This window comes from uncultured Coprobacter sp., from assembly GCF_947855755.1.
Taxonomy (GTDB): Bacteria; Bacteroidota; Bacteroidia; order Bacteroidales; family Coprobacteraceae; genus Coprobacter.
On the sequence record NZ_CANUAR010000001.1, the window covers coordinates 180,807 to 199,493 of the forward strand.

17 protein-coding genes are annotated in these 18,687 nt (G+C 33.8%); 13 read left to right on the forward strand and 4 right to left on the reverse strand.

Annotated features, from left to right (window positions below; genetic code table 11):
• Window positions 1–10 precede the first annotated feature (10 nt).
• From Q0093_RS00700 to Q0093_RS00710, 3 genes are read left to right on the forward strand one after another with little or no spacing between them, the layout of a single operon-like run.
• A complete protein-coding gene (locus Q0093_RS00700; RefSeq protein ID WP_297928055.1) occupies window positions 11–2,341 on the forward strand; it encodes a tyrosine-protein kinase family protein in 2,331 nt (776 codons plus the stop codon).
• Window positions 2,338–3,552: an O-antigen ligase family protein gene (locus tag Q0093_RS00705; protein ID WP_297928057.1), complete on the forward strand. Its 1,215-nt coding sequence runs from the start codon at window positions 2,338–2,340 to the stop codon at window positions 3,550–3,552. The genes Q0093_RS00700 and Q0093_RS00705 overlap by 4 nt, the downstream gene beginning before the upstream one ends.
• Window positions 3,549–4,862, forward strand: a complete 1,314-nt coding sequence (locus Q0093_RS00710; RefSeq protein ID WP_297928059.1) for a lipopolysaccharide biosynthesis protein — start codon at window positions 3,549–3,551, stop codon at window positions 4,860–4,862. The genes Q0093_RS00705 and Q0093_RS00710 overlap by 4 nt, the downstream gene beginning before the upstream one ends.
• A gap of 277 nt (window positions 4,863–5,139) precedes the next feature.
• On the opposite strand, the gene Q0093_RS00715 is transcribed toward Q0093_RS00710, so the two are convergent.
• Entirely contained in the window at window positions 5,140–6,255 is a 1,116-nt protein-coding gene (locus tag Q0093_RS00715) for a glycosyltransferase (protein WP_297928061.1), read from the reverse strand.
• A gap of 505 nt (window positions 6,256–6,760) precedes the next feature.
• Here Q0093_RS00715 and Q0093_RS00720 point away from each other — a divergent pair.
• The 6 genes from Q0093_RS00720 to Q0093_RS00745 all read left to right on the forward strand — a co-directional run bounded on the left by Q0093_RS00720 (window position 6,761) and on the right by Q0093_RS00745 (window position 13,115).
• Entirely contained in the window at window positions 6,761–7,972 is a 1,212-nt protein-coding gene (locus Q0093_RS00720; RefSeq protein WP_297928063.1) for a glycosyltransferase, read from the forward strand.
• Between the two features lie 200 nt (window positions 7,973–8,172).
• Window positions 8,173–8,871 (forward strand): DapH/DapD/GlmU-related protein, encoded by a 699-nt coding sequence (locus Q0093_RS00725; RefSeq protein ID WP_297928065.1) that lies wholly within the window; start codon window positions 8,173–8,175, stop codon window positions 8,869–8,871.
• A 78-nt stretch (window positions 8,872–8,949) separates the two neighbouring features.
• Entirely contained in the window at window positions 8,950–10,014 is a 1,065-nt protein-coding gene (locus tag Q0093_RS00730) for a radical SAM protein (RefSeq protein ID WP_294176859.1), read from the forward strand.
• A gap of 85 nt (window positions 10,015–10,099) precedes the next feature.
• Window positions 10,100–11,215, forward strand: a complete 1,116-nt coding sequence (locus Q0093_RS00735; protein WP_297928067.1) for a glycosyltransferase family 4 protein — start codon at window positions 10,100–10,102, stop codon at window positions 11,213–11,215.
• A gap of 11 nt (window positions 11,216–11,226) precedes the next feature.
• On the forward strand, window positions 11,227–11,640 hold the full coding sequence (locus tag Q0093_RS00740) for a lipocalin-like domain-containing protein (RefSeq protein ID WP_294176857.1): 414 nt from the start codon (window positions 11,227–11,229) through the stop codon (window positions 11,638–11,640).
• A gap of 5 nt (window positions 11,641–11,645) precedes the next feature.
• Window positions 11,646–13,115, forward strand: a complete 1,470-nt coding sequence (locus Q0093_RS00745) for a capsule assembly Wzi family protein (RefSeq protein ID WP_297928069.1) — start codon at window positions 11,646–11,648, stop codon at window positions 13,113–13,115.
• A 226-nt stretch (window positions 13,116–13,341) separates the two neighbouring features.
• On the opposite strand, the gene Q0093_RS00750 is transcribed toward Q0093_RS00745, so the two are convergent.
• Together Q0093_RS00750 and Q0093_RS00755 are read right to left on the reverse strand one after the other, a co-directional pair.
• On the reverse strand, window positions 13,342–14,187 hold the full coding sequence (locus tag Q0093_RS00750; protein WP_297928071.1) for a hypothetical protein: 846 nt from the start codon (window positions 14,185–14,187) through the stop codon (window positions 13,342–13,344).
• Between the two features lie 295 nt (window positions 14,188–14,482).
• Window positions 14,483–15,190, reverse strand: a complete 708-nt coding sequence (locus Q0093_RS00755; protein ID WP_367175049.1) for an OmpA family protein — start codon at window positions 15,188–15,190, stop codon at window positions 14,483–14,485.
• A gap of 302 nt (window positions 15,191–15,492) precedes the next feature.
• Between Q0093_RS00755 and Q0093_RS00760 the strand changes: the two genes are divergently transcribed.
• Window positions 15,493–16,182: a superoxide dismutase gene (locus Q0093_RS00760; RefSeq protein ID WP_297928073.1), complete on the forward strand. Its 690-nt coding sequence runs from the start codon at window positions 15,493–15,495 to the stop codon at window positions 16,180–16,182.
• Window positions 16,183–16,240: 58 nt separating this feature from the next.
• Here Q0093_RS00760 and Q0093_RS00765 read toward each other — a convergent pair whose 3' ends face one another.
• A complete protein-coding gene (locus Q0093_RS00765) occupies window positions 16,241–16,504 on the reverse strand; it encodes a type B 50S ribosomal protein L31 (protein ID WP_294176852.1) in 264 nt (87 codons plus the stop codon).
• A 307-nt stretch (window positions 16,505–16,811) separates the two neighbouring features.
• On the opposite strand from Q0093_RS00765, the gene Q0093_RS00770 reads away from it, so the two are divergent.
• From Q0093_RS00770 to Q0093_RS00780, 3 genes are read left to right on the forward strand one after another with little or no spacing between them, the layout of a single operon-like run.
• Complete coding sequence (locus Q0093_RS00770) at window positions 16,812–17,546, forward strand: CpsB/CapC family capsule biosynthesis tyrosine phosphatase (RefSeq protein WP_297928075.1); 735 nt, start codon at window positions 16,812–16,814, stop codon at window positions 17,544–17,546.
• A gap of 14 nt (window positions 17,547–17,560) precedes the next feature.
• Complete coding sequence (locus tag Q0093_RS00775; protein ID WP_294176850.1) at window positions 17,561–17,842, forward strand: LysO family transporter; 282 nt, start codon at window positions 17,561–17,563, stop codon at window positions 17,840–17,842.
• Window positions 17,839–18,441 (forward strand): lysine exporter LysO family protein, encoded by a 603-nt coding sequence (locus Q0093_RS00780; RefSeq protein ID WP_297928079.1) that lies wholly within the window; start codon window positions 17,839–17,841, stop codon window positions 18,439–18,441. Before Q0093_RS00775 ends, Q0093_RS00780 begins: the two co-directional genes overlap by 4 nt.
• Window positions 18,442–18,687: the final 246 nt, after the last annotated feature.

The following is an 18,687-nucleotide window of genomic DNA, read 5'->3' on the forward strand; positions in this document are numbered from 1 at the left end:
ATTATATATTATGGAAAATATAAATTCTTCAAATAACAATGATCAGATAGATGTTGTTTCTCTTTTTAAGAATTATATAAAACATTGGTACATTTTCGTTATATGCATAGTAGTATGTACCGGTGGTGCATTTTTATATTACAAGCTCAATAAACCCGTATATCAGATAAATGCAAACTTTTTGGTCAGTCAAGACAATGAAAAAGGATCAAATCCTCAAGCTGCACTTCTAAAAAGCTTTTCTTTCGGAGGCAGTCTCGGAGGAGGAATCGTCGAGGATGAAATATTTATCGTATCTTCCCATTCGATGCTATATGATGCTGTAAAAAAACTCGGATTGAATAAAACTTACACAATCCATCGGGATTTTATAAGATCTGTAGACGCATACCAGAATCAACCCGTAGATATTTACGCACCGCCCTCATTAGAAGACACTCTAAGCAAAAGCCTGACTTTCAAAATCAAAGCCTCTAAAAACGGAGTTATAACGGTAACTGCTAAAAGAAACAGAAAAGAAATAGGATACAAAAAAACAGACAAATTTCCGGTTACCCTATCTACCACATACGGAAATTTTATTTTTAATAAAACGCAATATTTTAAAGAAGGGAAAAATCTGAATATGAAAATCGTTTTAGATCCTTTCGATGATGCTGCAGAAAACGTAAAACAGAATATCGACATATATTTACCGGACAAAAAAGCGAATGTCATAGGATTAGGTACAAAAGAAACAAATATTCAAAAAGGGAAAGACCTACTCAATACCATTATAAATCTATATAACAACAAAGGGCTTATCGAAAAAAAACAAGAAGCTCTTAATACCGCCAATTTTCTTGACGAAAGAATCAATATTCTTACAAAAGAACTGACCGACACTGAAGAAGAAATAGAAACTTATAAAAAGGCCAATAATCTCACAGATATCGAGTCCGAAGCAAAAATCATTCTCGAACAATCCGGAGAATTCAGGTCGAAATTGATTGAGACAGAGACTCAATATCAGATTATAGAATTAATCGAATCTTTTTTGCACAATCCTGACAGCAAATATTCATTAATTCCTTTTAATACGAAGTTATCAGAAAATTCTTCACCTATTGAAGATTACAATGAACTGATATTAAAACGAATAAAACTACTTCGTTCGGTAAAAGAAAATAGTCCCGCTTTACAAAGCCTGAATGAAGTTATCGATGCGACAAGAAATAATGTTATAAACTCGATTAAAGAAACTAAATCCAGCATAAATATAACATTGAAAGACTTGCAAAAACAAGAAAACGCTTTTGTTGCCAGAATTAAAAATATGCCGACTCAAGAAAGAGAATTCATATCGATAAAAAGACAGCAAGTAATAAAAGAAAATCTTTTTCTCTTTTTATTACAAAAAAAAGAAGAAAACGCTTTGACTCTGGCGAGCCAGACTCCCAAAGGACAAATCATCGACCATGCGTATAATCAAAATAAACCTGTAAGTTTATCCAAATCGATGCTGCTTTTGATCGGTCTCGCATTCGGTCTCATATTACCTATCATATATCTCTATCTCAAAGACATAACCCGAACCAAATTCTCGACAAAAGAAGAACTCCAGAAACTGACCAATCTGCCGATACTCGGAGAAATGTGTACCAATACGTCTAAAGATCATATTATAGTCAAGGAAGGTCAATACAGTTCCGGAGCAGAATTATTCAGATTAATACGTACCAATATACAATTTTTACTAACCAACCAAAACGAAAAAGTCATTTTAGTCACATCAAGTGTGAGCGGTGAAGGTAAATCATTTATATGCAGTAACTTTGCAGCATCATTAGCATTATTGGGGAAAAAAGTAATCTTAATCGGAATGGATATACGTAGCCCGAAATTAAAAGAATACTTAAATATACAGCAAACCGACAAAAAGGGTATAACTAATTATTTAGCCTCAAACGATCTTCCTTTACAGGAAATTATTATACCAAACGCCATTCAAAAAAATATGGACGTAATTCTCGCCGGACCGATTCCGCCCAATCCGGCAGAATTATTATTAGGCAACCGGGTTGAAGAACTATTTTCCGAATTAAAAAAAGAATATGACTATATCGTTGTCGATTCAGCTCCGGTAGGAATGGTATCCGACACATTCAGTCTTACCCGGATAGCAGATGCAACAATATACATTTGCAGAGCAAATTACACACATAAAGACAATATCAAATATGTAAATAACCTCGTAACAGAACATAAGCTGAAAAATGTCGCATTAATAATTAATGGAACTCCGGCAAAACAAGGTTATGGCTACGGTTACGGACAGACACAGAAATCACAGAAAATATGATTTCGCTTACAAAGACATATTACGTTTTTTTTCTATTTACATTGCTTTTCGGTTTTTATTTCTACAATACATTCGGTATAGAAATTGTAGATGAATTACTAATGTTATTATTATTATGTTTCAGTGGCATACATATTCTCACAACAAAGGAAATTTCTAATTATAGGGGATTATTCCTTGTTTTAGGAATTCTTTTTGTATATTTATTTCATAGCCTGTTCAACTTAAAAATCAATACTCCCAAAGCCGTAGTCACAGATTTTGTAATTCAATTAAAACCTCTTATTGCGTTTTATTGTACATACGCGATCGCTCCTGAATTCTCCGTCAAGCAAAAAAAAATATTACGAAACATCTGCCTATTCCTAAGTTTTGTCATGTTAACAGTCTGTCTTCTCGGACAACTTAAAACCGTATTCTTTCATGTCTCATATGCAGGTATCAACATGACTATCATAGCTTCTCTTTTTTATTTATGCGGTAAAGACACATCCAAAAACAGAATCTTTACGATATTATTATTGTCGATAGGATTATTTGGTACTCGTTCAAAATTCTACGGACTTTTTGTTTTAGCCATTTTTATTTTATTCTGGTTTAAACCGGAAATGCTAAAAAAAATTCGTCTAAAATATATCTTGATAAGTATAATCATACTCATCGGAATTATATTCGTTTCTTGGAGAAAAATCAATTATTACTTTGTAGGGGTAAATATTGAACAACCGGATGAAATTATTGAGACTGCAGCAAGAGCAGCTTTATATGCCACAGCACCATCCATATTATCAGATTACCCTTTTTTAGGGACAGGTTTAGGATCTTATGCAACTCATGCCTCAGGAGAAATCGGGTATTCTGAAATATATAGTAAATATGAACTCGATAACGTTCATGGGCTTGTTGAAGGAGACTGCCAATTCATATCTGACACATTTTACCCCGAATTAGTACAATTCGGAATTATCGGAATTATACTATACATTCTTTTTTGGAGATTTATTATAAAAAAACTATATCAAACATATAGAAAGAACGATTCTTTGCAGTCTTTAAAAACAGGGTTACTGATCACATCGTTTATCATAATCGAATCAATTGCAGGATCTGTATTTTTACAGGGAGGTGGTATCTGTGCTATGATGCTATTAGCTATGATTATAAAGAACACATTTTATAAATCGGCAAATAACAACATTATAAAATCATGACAACCTCCAATACCCAGTTTTTAAAAAAATACTCTATATATGCGATCGGGAATATAGGTTCTAAACTCATCATGTTCCTATTATTTCCCATCCTTACGTTCTACCTCACGCCCGAAGAGTTGGGAACTTTCGATTTTTATTTTACGATTATAATAATTTTAGGACAAATCTCAACATTAAATCTCAAAGACGGTTTATTCCGTTTTTTGATAAAAGGCGATGTTTTCAAAAACAAAATTATTCTGCAAACTTTCATACATGTACTGTCTTGCAATATCATCATACTGCTTTTCTCAGCCTGCATATTTTCAATATTCAATATACAACTGGCATTCAATCCCTTTCTATTGTTTCTATTTTTTATCACCTTTAATTTCTTTGAAGTATATCAACAAATTATCAGAGCCACAGGAAAAACTTATTTATACGTGATAGCCAACCTGACAGCTTCTATCTTGACAGCAGTCATCTCTATCATTTTACTGCGATACACTTCATTAAAAGCCGTCAGCCTCCTCATTGCCTATACCGTCGCCAAACTCATAGCATTTTTAATTATAGAAAAATATTATCCTTTACTAATCTCTGCGCACGGCAAAAGGTACACCAATAATCGATTGACAAAATATCTGATAACTTATTCCTTATTACTTTTACCTGCCAATCTGGCAACTTCAGGAATAGATAACTGGGCAAAGATTTACATCATTCACTATTTAGGAGAATATTATAACGGAATATACGCCATTACCTTAAAATTTTGTTCGATTTTCTATATTTTTACCGTTATCTACCAACAGGCATGGCAAGAAACCGCACTTCGGGAATACAAATCAAATAATAAAAATCAGTACTTTTCAAATTTTTTCAACACTTACCTCTTACTATTATCCATAGGGGCAAGCATTTTTATAATCGGGCTTTATTTTATTTATCCATACGTCATAGACCCGCAATATTACAGCAGTTTCAAATATATTTACCCACAACTCATCGGTATAGTATTTTTAGCCCTCAGTTTTTTCTTAAATTTAGGATATGAATGCACCTATCAAGTAAACAGAGTTCTCTATTCATCTTTAATTGCCGTAGGGGTCTCTCTTTCTCTTAATTTTTATCTTATTCCTCATTGGGGACTTATAGGCTGCATGATTTCTAATTTAATAGCATATTCAATAATGTTTTTATACCGCATTATAGATACAAAAAAATATTTCCACATCCGATTAAATAAAAAAGGTTTATTCGGCATCACTCTAATAACTATAACAAGCATAGGCTGGATTATTATGATTTTACACGATATTTAGAATTTATCAAGATTTTCCGATATAAAAGATTCTACCAAGACTATTTCTTCTCTTATTATAAAAACTTTATCAAGTATATAGAAAGAACGATTCTTTGTAGCCTTTAAAAACAGGATTACTGATCACACCGTTTCATAATTGAATCAGTAGCCATATCTGTATTTCTACAAAGAGAAAGCATATTATGTGCCATGATAATATTAGCTTCAATAATAAAAAATGCATTTATAGAAGAATCTCCTAAAAACGCATTAATAACATAAAAATCTATCGACAATTAATTACTTCTGTCAGAGTTTTTTTCATTGAAAAGAGCGATAAATTTACCAGCTACGGCTTCTACCGATAACTGCTCTCTATAAATCAAACAATTATCTACATAGTACTTATTGTTTCGAATGATCTCCATCATGTCATGTTCATTCCAATTATCCTTTGCTATACCTAATTTATTCTGAATCACATCATAGCTGCTATAAGGCACTAAATTAGTAATAACAGGTGTTGCAACAGCTATCGATTCGGACAGGCTTATCATATTTAACTCCATTCTCGAATTTAATAATATTGCCTTCGCATGAGAAAGATATTCATTCAGCTCTATATGTGACAAATGACCTAAAAAAATTACATTATTTTCTAAATTCAACTGTTTTACTAAAACTCGAAGATCCTCATGCAATATGCCTGTCCCCGCTATATATAAGCGATAATGCAAAAGATTATATTTTTTTAAAAAGAGATCAAATTTTTGAATTATGCTCTCAATATTTTTTCTATAAATTAATTGTCCTACTGTTATAAAATAGTCAGCTTTATCCGTACTATATTTCAAATTATCAAAATTCATACCATGCACAATTATTTCATTTGACGTATTGCGATGATAATTTAAAATAAAAGAACGAGCCGCATGAGAGCGAGGCACGACAAAACATCTGCTCATAAAAAACCGCCCAATCACATTATACCAAACCTTAGAGGGAATTTTTTTCATTTTCCGATTATGTACTCCAAGTTCTTGCCAAACAAAAACTTTTGAAGGGCAAACCATACATGCAAAGAATGAAGGAAAAGCAAATATTTCACTCGAAATAATAAAATCAAAATTTTTAGCATTACTCTTTAAGAACTTATACAGAGAAGGAGAAAAAGGCAATACACTTGGTAAAAATATCTGTTTCAACACAGATTCAAAAAACAATATATCAAACTCATATTCCTCCAAAACGGATGGTTTGTAATCTGCTGCTGCTGCAAGAGTTACCTCATGACCTAAATTTTTGAATCCGATACACAGATTATAAATCATGGTATCTTTAATGCTCTTGACTTTAGGAATAATATTATTTTCAGCCGTAAACAAAATTGAATTTAATATAAGAACTTTCATGTACAATAAGCTGCTTAAAATCGTCCGAACTCGCTATAAGTATAAACAAAAATAGCTTTTTTATTTAAGATACACAATTTATATACAGACTTTTCAATCAATGAAGATAGAAAAATTCGTAAGCTTGTTAAGTGACGATCCAAATTGTCCGATAAAAAATATATTCAAACTTTTCGAGTCTCTTTTTAATCTGTTTCACCATTCCTGCACACCAACAGTCCGTTACACTTCTTAATCAAGGGAAATAACGAACTATTTAAGAGCCTGTATAAATTTTCCGACAAAAATACTATCAGGTCAGGCTCTAAAAAATAAAAATAGACAAACATACTGAAGCAAAGTCGAATCTTCTTTCCTACTCGAAAAATTCAGGCGACCTATTATTCTTAAAAAGATTTTTAATCTTTATATAGAAAAAATCTTACCAACATATTATATACATCACAAAAAAATGCTATCTTCGTTATTGATAGAATTAAAACCATTTAATATAGTTTTCCGATATATGATAAAAGAAAAAGAGCGCATACTTTTAGTTAATAAATTCTATTATCCTCGTGGTGGAGACTGTATGGTTACTCTAAATCTTGAAAAATTACTAAAGAGCAAAGGACATGATGTTGCAATATTCAGTATGCAACATTCACAAAATATAGAGTCTCAATATACTCCCTATTTTCCTAAAGAAATATCCTTTTCAGGCAGTATCAAAAACAAAATAAATGCAGCAAAAAGAATATTTGGTATAGATACTATAAAAACAAAATTCGATCAACTATTATCCGATTTTCGACCTGACATTGTTCATTTGCATAATATTCATTCTTACCTGTCTCCCATAGTTGCCGAACAAGCAAAGGCATACGGTTGTAAAGTATTTTGGACTATGCATGACTATAAACTACTATGTCCAGCTTCTGCATGTCTAAATAAAAACCAAATATGCCAACAATGTTTATCCGACAAAAAACAAGTATTTATAAATAAATGTTTAAAAAACAGTTTAATAGCCAGTTTACTCGGGTATATCGAATCTATACATTGGTCAAAAGAAAAATTAGAACAATGGACAGAAGCATTTATCTGCCCTAGCCAGTTTATGGCCGATATGATGATAAAAGGGGGTTATTCTCCGAACAAAATAAAAATACGATGCAATTTTATCGAAAAAGAGAAAATTGATTTCATAAAACACAACTTTTCTAATAAAAGAAATGATTATTACTGTTTTATCGGGAGAATTTCACAAGAAAAAGGAATCAAAACTCTACTAAAAATAGCAAATGATCTTCCTTATAAACTTATAATTGCAGGTAATGGTCCATTATTAGAAACATTAAAAAGAAAATATGCTTCAAAAAAAATAATATTTACAGGGCACTTATCTACCCAGGAAGTAGCAGATCTTTTAGGAAAAGCCAGAGCCTCAATAATTCCGTCTGAATGCTATGATAACAATCCTCTAAGCATTATAGAATCATTATGTATGGGAACTCCCGTCATAGGCTCGCGAATCGGAGGAATTCCCGAACTCATTACAGAAAATAACGGCATACTATTCGAACCTTTTGACAAAGATGAATTAAAAGGTAGTATTATCGAACTATTTGAAAATAAAAAATTTGACTATATACAAATATCTCAAACAGCTATAAACCAATTTTCAGAAGAGAATTATTATACTCATCTTTGTAATATATACCGGCAGATTATTTAAAGAACATCTTTATATATAATCTCGATATAAAATTATACCAAAGACAGACTTTTATGAAATAAATCTCTATTCACACCGTTATATTAAAAATTACATTTTTCAAATTTTTAGATAAATAATTTCTTTTCTAAAAATTTTGAATGGCAGTTTTGGAAGAAATAACGAATACCTTTATCTTGGCATTTAGATATATAGGATAAATGAAACACTTTATAGAAAATATAATCCATAAACTTGGAAAAACAGATTATAAACTGGATGCAAGCCTTACCAACAAAGGGTTAATAATCGAAGCTCTTTCTAAAATACCTTGCATTATTCGAGGATCGATAAAAAAAGTCGGACTAAAAAAATCTTCCGGAATATTATTTGCCGGACGCCATTGCAAACTCCGGCATAAATATCTGATTACTATTGGAAAAACCCTGATTTTAGGTGATAATGTCGAGATTAACGCACTATCAAAAAACGGGGTAAAAATAGGAAATAATGTCACTATCCTAAAAAATTCCATTATCGAATGTACCGGAGTAATCAGAGAACTGGGAGAAGGTATAGAGATAGGTGACAATGTCGGTATTTCTCAATCATGTTTTATTCAAGTACGAGGGAATGTAAAAATAGGCTCTTATGTTATTATGGGTCCCGGAGTATCTATATTTTCAGAAAATCATAATGCAGACAATACTGACGAATATATTATGAACCAAGGTGCTACCCGAAAGGGTGTGACTATTGAAGACGGAGTATGGTTAGGAGCAAAGTGCACGATTTTAGATGGTGTTACTATCGGAAAACATGCGATCGTTGCTGCCGGTAGTGTCGTGACAAAAGATGTTCCGGCATATGGCATTGTCGGAGGCATTCCTGCAAAACTTATCAAAAACCGCAAGGAATAAAATAACATCACAAATCATTCTGTAAAGAACGCTTATTTTATTATTTTTGTGCCTTATTACGATTTACAATCAGACGATATGGCAATTTCATCCCCTACAGATATGTGCATCATCACTACTTACAGGTGTCCGATGCAGTGTAAGATGTGCAGTATATGGCAGAATCCGACAGAAAAAAGCAAAGAAATACAAGTAAAGGAGCTTGAAAAACTCCCTAAAGTAAACTTTGTGAATCTCACCGGAGGAGAACCATTTGTACGGGAAGATCTTGAAGAAATCGTCGAAGTGATGTTTCGAAAATCTCCACGTGTAGTGATTTCCACATCCGGATGGTTTGAAGATCGAGTCATAAAACTGGCTGAAAAATTTCCAAATATCGGAATCAGAATCAGTATAGAAGGATTATCATGTAAAAATGACGAATTAAGAGGAAGAGCTGGAGGTTTCGATAAAGGATTACGGACGCTTATGCTCCTCAAAGAAATGGGAGTAAAAGATATTGGGTTCGGCATTACCGTTTCCAATAATAATTCCGAAGACATGCTCTCTCTATACCGCCTTTCAAAAAATTTAGGAATGGAATTCGCCACTGCAGCATTTCATAATTCTTATTACTTCCACAAACACGATAATGTAATAACCAATACAAACGAGGTCATCGACAACTTCACCCGTTTAATTGAAATGCAAATGAAAGAACCCCACCCCAAATCATGGTTTAGAGCATTTTTCAATATGGGGCTTATCAATTACATTGAAGGAAACCGCCGCATGTTACCTTGCGAAGCCGGATTAGTAAACTTTTTTGTTGATCCTTACGGCGAAATATATCCCTGTAATGGTCTTGAAGATAAATATTGGCAAGAAAGTATGGGAAACATTCGGAACGTAACCGACTTCAAAGAAATTTGGGAAAGCGAACAGGCTGCACGGGTAAGAGAATTGGTCCGCAAATGTCCCAAAAATTGCTGGATGGTAGGAACGGCATCTCCTGTAATGAAAAAATACATTCAGCATCCTTTACGCTGGGTATTAAAAAACAAATGGAGATCAATGACCGGGAAACCCGTATGTATCGATAAAAAATGGTACGATGTAGGACAAGATCCCGAACAGGGAAATTTAAAGGAGAAAAGCGAATAATCAGTCTTTCTTAAATTCGACAAAATCATATACGAAAACAATTCTTTTCTCCGTTATATATTAGTGTGTCTATCTGCGTATTTCCATGAAATCTGAAAAAAAAATAAAAATCATCGTTACCGGAACAAGAGGTATTCCCGATATTTTGGGCGGAGTAGAGACGCATTGTGAAGAATTATATCCTCGTCTTGCTAAAAACAAATACATCGTCACTATCGTACGACGTAGTTGCTATATTACCGACAATATTCGAATAAATAATTATAAAGGAATCTATTTAAAAGATATTTACGCTCCTCGTAAAAAAAGTCTGGAAGCCATCGTTCACACCTTTCTGGCTATTCTATATGCAAAAAAATCTCATGCCGATATTTTACACATTCATGCAATAGGCCCTTCTTTACTGATACCGTTTGCCCGGATATTAGGGTTAAAGGTAGTCATGACTCACCATGGACCTGATTACGACCGCCAAAAATGGGGACATTTAGCCAAATGGATGCTTCGAACCGGAGAGAGGATGAGTGCAAAATATGCAAATGAAATTATCGTTATTTCCAATGTAATCGATAATATTCTTCGCGAGAAATACGGTAGGGATGATGCTCACTTAATTTTCAACGGCGTAACTCTCCCTAAAAAATCCAAATCAATCTGTTACGTCAATCAGTTAGGATTGACTACCCATAAATATATATTAGCAATGGGAAGATTCGTCGAAGAAAAGGGGTTTGATTTACTAATAAGAGCATTTTCTGCATTGAAACAAAATAAATATAAGCTGGTAATCGCCGGAGATGCCGACCATCCTTCAGCGTATTCAGAAAATCTGAAACGACAAGCTCTGAAAGAACATGTTATATTAACAGGCTTTATAAAAGGAGAGAAACTGAATGAGATAATGTCTAATGCCGCATTATTTATACTTCCTTCTTTCCATGAGGGCTTGCCTATATCTCTTCTCGAGGCGATGAGTTATGATTTAGACGTGCTTGTCAGTGATATTCCAGCAAATCAATTACCGGAACTAACTCTTGATGATTATTTCAAAACCGGCTCGATTCCCGATTTAAAAAATAAGTTACAATATAAAATCGAAAACATACAGCTCGGCCGAAAGTACGATTTGTCTTCTTATAACTGGGATAATATCGCCGAACAAGTCGATTCGGTATACCAGCTTATTCTAAACAAAAAATAATTATAAATATAATGATAAAAAAATTTCTGCCATTATCGACCATTATTCTAATATTACTATTTTCCGGCTGCAATAAGGATAACGAAGATCTCATCAGAGGAAAATGGCAATTAAGACACATCGATATGCCGAACAATAGCCAAATATCGACAGATTCGGTATTTTACAGTTTTCAGTTGAATATATTCGAATTGGCGACATTAGTACGGGGAAATGACTTTAGTGCTGAAAAAGCAAACGGTATCTATAGCATAAAAACAGATTCTATTTTTATGACAATTACACCGTCTTTTATGGGTACAGCTTTAAAAAGTCCTTATTACGGATGGCATACAGCCGAAAAAGATTTTGCTATTCTGAAGTTGAATCATTCGGCATTAATATTATCCTGTAATGATACCATATATACATTTCGTAAATTCTGATCTTTATGCTAAAAAAAATAATTCAATTACTTTTCCTTGTCTTTTCCTGCTCTATAAACAGCATTTATGCACAATTTCCCCTTCAGTACAATGCAGAGACGAATATAATTGCAGGAAACGGAGAATTTACCCCATTTTATTTAATGAATAATCGCGGAGGAGTAATTTCATTCACTCCGAATAACGGTTATCTAAGAGCAGGAGTGAGTAAAAAAATCGACAACGACAAACGTTTTTCATACGGATTCGGTATTGATCTTATCGGATCATACAACAACGATGCAACGATCTATTTACAACAATTATACGGTGAAATAAAATATCGTTGTCTCGGACTCATGATAGGTAGTAAAGAACAGTACTCCCTAATGCGTGACAGAGAGCTGAGTAGCGGAAGTATGGTTTGGTCTGGGAACAGCCGCCCTATACCACAAGTATCGGTAGGAATACCTCATTTTGTCAATTTCCCGGGAACAAACGGATGGATGCAAATAAAAGGAGAAATTTCTTACGGTATATTTGTTGATGATGCTTATCAAAAAGAGCATAAGGGAGAAGGAAAACCCTACAGCAAACATGTTTTATATCACCGTAAATATCTAATATTAAAATTTGAAAAAGAAAAACCTTTTTATGGTTCGATCGGAATAGACATGGCAGCACAATTTGGAGGTACAATATATGATAATCCCAATTTCAAAACTTCCGTAACCAAATTTCCATCAGGAATCAAAAGCTTTTTCAAAGTATTCGTACCATTATCCGGAGGTAATGATTCCCCGCTAATAGATCAGGTAAACGTTACAGGCAATCACTTGGGGAGTTATTTTTTAGAAATAGGTTATCGTAAAAAAAACTGGCATGCAAAATTATATCATGAACGTTATTTCGATGATCATTCAGGCATGATCTTTAAAAACAAATGGGACGGATTATGGGGAATAGAATATCGGACAATCAAGAAAAAACCAATAACCGGTGCTGTATTCGAAATAATGAATTCAAAAGATCAAAGTGGTCCGTTCTTATTCGATAAAATAGAAGAATTGCCGCTGAAAACAAGTGGAGCTGATTTTTATTACGGGCACATGGCATACAACGGGTGGACACATAGAGGACATACGATGGGAACACCATTTATCGCTTCGCCCGGTTATAATACCGACGGATTTCTCGGATTTAAAAGTTCCAGAAGTCTGGCTTTCCACGCCGGGATAGACGGATACATATTTTCAGAGCTCTCATACAAAATCTTAGTAGGGCATCAACAAGGCTGGGGTACTGGATATCTACCTTTTACCCATATCACACACGAATTTTCAGCTTTAGCAGAAATAAATTACCGACCTGAAAAAATTAAAGGTTGGACATTTCGGTTGTCGGGAGCATTTGATAAAGGTACTCTGTTCGGAGACAATTGGGGAATACAGATAGGCATACGAAAAGAAGGCCTCTTGTTCAGCACAAAAAAATAAAACCACAGAAAGGTTTATTTCTTCATAACGGTTTAAGAGCGTGTCCAAATTTTACTCAGATCAGGTTTGAGAGTTTCTTTCGGGGATATTTTATTGTTTTTACAAGGAGGATAGCGAGCTATCCGACGAGCGAAAACGGGGAAACAAACCGGAAGAGAACGCAAAAATGAGCTGATAGTACTTTTTTATTGGAAGATTCAGATAGGCTTTAAGTTTTAAACAGTTCTTAAAAACAAGAAATACGAACATAAGTCCGATCATCGAAAGAACAATTTCCGGAAAGAACTCCCTTCGTACTTTTGTTATTTTTATTACAGCCTATCCCTATACACAAAGGATCTGTTTCTATTTGATGACAAAGAACCTGTTCCGTTTCCTGTAATGTTCCATACAGATCAAAATAGCCGTCGGTTGCCAAAACGACAGAACGATTACCAACCGGAATAATCCGGATTAAAGCATAATCGACCGGAAAACCGTCCAATGCGATATAACGATATTCAGAATTATCACCTAAATTATTTTGCCACAAATACTGCCTTTTCAACATAGGATATATAAACTCCCGGCCTATATCCCGTTTCTGTAACTCCTTTATTGAAAATCCGTCTCGTAAAGCCGAAAACAAAATGAAAGATCTCAACTCAGAAAGTATAGAATCTATCTTTTTACTATTCTTAAAACAATATTCCCCTACCTTACACTGACAGTCTCCGATAAGCCAAACTTCATTTCGTGAATGACAATAAACAGCAACACTCGCAGTCAATCTTGTTTCCGGAAATCGCTCTGTTAGGTCTAAAATATGATTTGTTTTATAATACCGAATAATTCGTTTATTTATAATATCCACAAACTCTGATGCCGAAATTCCCGAAGGAAGCCTCCGAACCTCATCCGAAATAATTTCCATTGCCTTCCTTCCGGTCGTAACGCCATCTATCCTAAAATCAGACTTGGAAGTCGCTCCATCAATCACCACAACATAATCCGATGTTGAAACCCATCCATCTTCACATAACTCGGTCAAAGATTTTCCCTCTACAAAGGATTCTTCTATTACATAACTCATTTTTTTATAACCATTTTGACTTCTAAAACCGGTTTACTCTTCCCGATAAAATTATATCTCCGAACTTTTTGAGTTTTTCAGTCTGTTTTCCCGCTCCCACACGTCACACACAGCCCCACTACACTCCTTATCGGAACTGAAAAACTTCCTCGAAAACATTTCTCAAAAAACGTCTGTGCTAAATTTAAACAGCTCTTACAAAAGAAACATATTTCATTTGAAAAACCAAAAAGGTGCAGAAAGCAATATTGCTTTTCTACACCTTTTCACCAACACACACATCAAAAAAATCTATTTATTGAGCATTCTGAATCATTTCCGGAGCTGCCGTGATGTATATTTCCACTCTCCTATTTTGCGCACGCCCTTCTGGCGTCGCATTCGATGCCACCGGATCATTCCAACCGAATCCTTTTGCTGAAACACGACTCGAACGGACTCCGTCACTAATCAAATAATTGACAACCGACTCTGCACGCTGCAGAGATAAACGTTCATTAAGTTGTTGGCTTCCGGTATTATCCGTATAACCAAAAACTTGGACATTCGTCTCAGGATTCTGTATCAAATTTTGAGCAAGTTTATTTAAATCGGCTTTAGAAGAAGCATTTAATTGAGAAGAGTTAATTGCGAATAAAATTCCATTTTCAAAAGTAACCTTTATCGCCTGCAAATTATTACTGTCTTTTACTTTCTCGATCTGTGCATTTTTCAGCTGTGCTTCAAGTTCCTGCTGCTGTTTGTCCATTTTCCGACCGATCAAAGCTCCTGTACCAGAGCCTACAGCAGCACCGATCAAAGAACCTATCCATGCACCTTTGCCACCTCCTACCAATGCCCCGATCCCTGCACCTGCTGCAGCACCAGAACCAGCACCGATAGTAGCACCTTGACCGGTTTTAGACATACCTTGCCATGCAGAACATCCCGTTCCTGTCAATAAACTGATACACAGCATTATAATTATTCCATAACGAAACTGTTTACCATATCTATCCATCATTTTCAAACTTTTGTTTTCAATAAAACAGTAAAAGTTTATAGAAAGTTCTATCTTGATTACTAAAATATCTGCAATTTTCCCCAATAAAATCTATACGAGTCTGTTTAAATCTTGATCAAATTAACTTTGAGAATGTTTTTCTTGTCTTTACTGAGATAATAGCTGGTTACCTGATGAATGAAAATACAAAAATGATCTAATAGTTTTTCTGCATCGGAAAATTTAAACTGGTTCTATAAAAGAACCATTCTTGTTTTCTATGGTTATTATAATAAAATGTTCCTATAAAAATAAATTATCAAATGAAAAAAGTAAAGCAGATAACAATAGTACTGGTTTTATCAGGATTTATTTTCACAGAAAATCCATACGCCCAAAATAATATAGTAAAAACAAAATCCGAAAATAGCGAAATTGTTCTCCCTCCTCTTCCTTATGCTGAAAACGAATTAGAACCGTACATCAGTGCACAGACAGTAATGCTTCATTACGGTAAACACCTAAAAGGCTATATTGATAATGTAAATCGTTTAGTAAAAGAAATATCTAATCTGGAAGGAAAAGACTTGGAAACAATTGTCAAACAATCGGAAGGCCCTCTCTATAATAATGCTGCCCAAGCATGGAATCATATTTTTTATTTTGACGCTTTTTCACCGCATGCACAACATTTGCCATCCGGAAACTTAGAAAAACAAATAAATAAACAGTGGGGAAATTTCGAAAATTTTAAAACAGCATTCACCAATACGGCAAATAATCTATTTGGCTCAGGATGGGTATGGTTAATCAAAAATAAAAACGGAACACTGGATATTATTGGAGAAAGTAACGCAGGTAATGTTTTAAAAGGAAACGGAAAACCTCTATTAGGCGTCGATATTTGGGAACATGCTTATTATTTAGATTACCAAAACCGAAGGGCAGAACACATCGACGGACTTTGGAATATCATAGACTGGAGTATTGTCGATAGAAGATATAATGAATAAACGAATATAATAAAAAAGGAGTGATGTTATCACTCCTTTTTGAAATCTATAATATAAATTATTTCTGCTTATTCTGCATATGTTTGGAATAACGGCTCATAAACTTATCAACACGTCCTGCAGTATCCACCAATTTCTGTTTTCCAGTAAAGAACGGGTGTGAAGTATTTGTAATTTCAAGTTTTACCAACGGATATGTTACCCCATCTACCTCAATAGTTTCTTTAGCAGCTACAGTAGAACGAGTAATAAATATGTCATCATTAGACATATCTTTAAATACTACCGGACGATAGTTCTCAGGATGAAGACCTTTTTTCATTATTATATCTTTTTAATTATTTCAAATAATATAAATCCACGTTGGTATGCGTGACTTTTTTGTAATGGCTTGCAAATGTATAAAGAAATTCTTATACACGAAAATTTTTCCAATTCTTTTTGCAAAAACAAGGGATAATAGAAATCCATCTAAGTTTTTACATAAAACTATTTTTGAGTAAATTTTAAACAGGCTCTTAATATCTCTTATCATGAATAGAGAAATTATAAAATATAAAGGACTCCTGCTTTTTTAAAATTTAATCTTGTATTTTTGTAACTAATTAATTAAGATATATTCATACAAAATGTTCAGTTTTTTCAAGAAAAAAAATAGCCAAACACATAAACTTTGCTACGAAGTAGATCTCCATTCCCACATTCTTCCGGGAATCGACGATGGATCACCAAATACAGAAAAATCGATTCGCCTAATTCTCGAAATGCAAAACTGGGGAATTAGAAAAATTATTGCAACTCCTCATATTGCAGAAGAAACTTTCGAAAATACTCCAGAAACTATAAAAAATGCATGGGATTTATTGAAGACCGCACTCAAGACTGAAGGGATCGAACAAGAAATTTGTTATTCTGCCGAATATCGTATCGACGACGGTTTCATACGAATGTTTGAATCGAATCAGCTAATCCCTCTTCCCGATAACTATCTATTAGTTGAAAATTCTTTTATACAAGCTTTCTGGAATTTAGATGAACTGCTTTTTCAACTGCAATTGAAAGGATTCAAACCTATTCTTGCACATCCCGAAAGATATGCCTACTATCATAATCAAAAAAACATATATACGACAATGCATAACAACGGTTGTGCATTTCAAGTAAACCTTTTATCTTTTTCCGGATATTACGGAAAAGGTGTAAAAGAAGCAGCTTTTTGGCTCGCAGAGCAAGGTTATATCGACTTTTTAGGAACTGATTTACATAATATGAGCCATGTTCAGGCAATCAGTAATTTTCTGACGACAAAAGACTATACCAAATTGATAAGTAAAATCAATATCAAAAACGATATGCTTAAATAAAATACTCTTGCATAATGTTCAGCGTAATGGGATTCATGTTAGCCGGTATTTTTATCGGCTATTTTCTAAAGCAGCAAAAAAAGCTATTCAAAATTATCGGAAAACTGAATATGTGGATTATCTTCCTTCTTTTATTCAGTATGGGGCTTTCCATAGGTAACAACAAAAGCATCATACAAAGTCTCGATCATTTTGGCATAACAGCAATAATAATAGGATTTGCTGCCACAGCCGGAAGTGTATTGTTATCTATACCTCTTTATAAATTTCTATTTAAAAGACAATCTGATAAATGAAAAGCAGTTTCATCATTTTATGCTGTTTTATTACCGGTATCTTATTAGCATATTATCGATGTGTACCGGACATATTCCTGACACATGACTACAGCAACTACATATTACCGATCATGATGTTTTTTGTTGGTATAGGGATCGGTGGCGACATTAAAAGCTTATATGTCCCTATCAAAAAATATAAAATAAAAATCATACTAATCCCTTTGGCAACTATTTTCGGCTCAATTATCATTACAGCACTTATCTCACCGCTATTCGATATTACAACAAAAGAAACTATTGCCATCGGGTCAGGTTTTGGTTATTACAGTTTATCTGCTATATTCTTAAATAAATTAGCCGGATATGAAATAGGAATGATGGCTCTTATCAGCAATATGACCCGTGAGATAACAGCTCTTCTTTTTATTCCTATTTTAGCTCGTTATTGCGGGAAATTAGCTCCTATCTCTGCAGCAGGAGCTACATCTATCGACACAACATTACCCATTATCGCAAAAAGTTGCGGAGAGCAATTTATCGTCATTTCCATATTTCATGGAATCCTTGTCGATATTTCCGTTCCTGTCATTATAAGTCTATTATATTATTATTAAACATAATAACCCGCTCTGAATTTTTCGGGAATATTTTCCAATAGTTTATTCCGGTTTTAATAAGATCGATTATCGAGTTATTCACATCTATTTTAAATTTACCAGTAATTCCATCGTTTAAAATGATCCCAAACACACTTTTCTTTTATTATAACCCTCCTACTTGCCTTTCAATTCTACTCTGTCAATTTCACTTTATCTCCGAAAAAAGATATTCATAAAGATACTTTTCTTATTAAAATACAA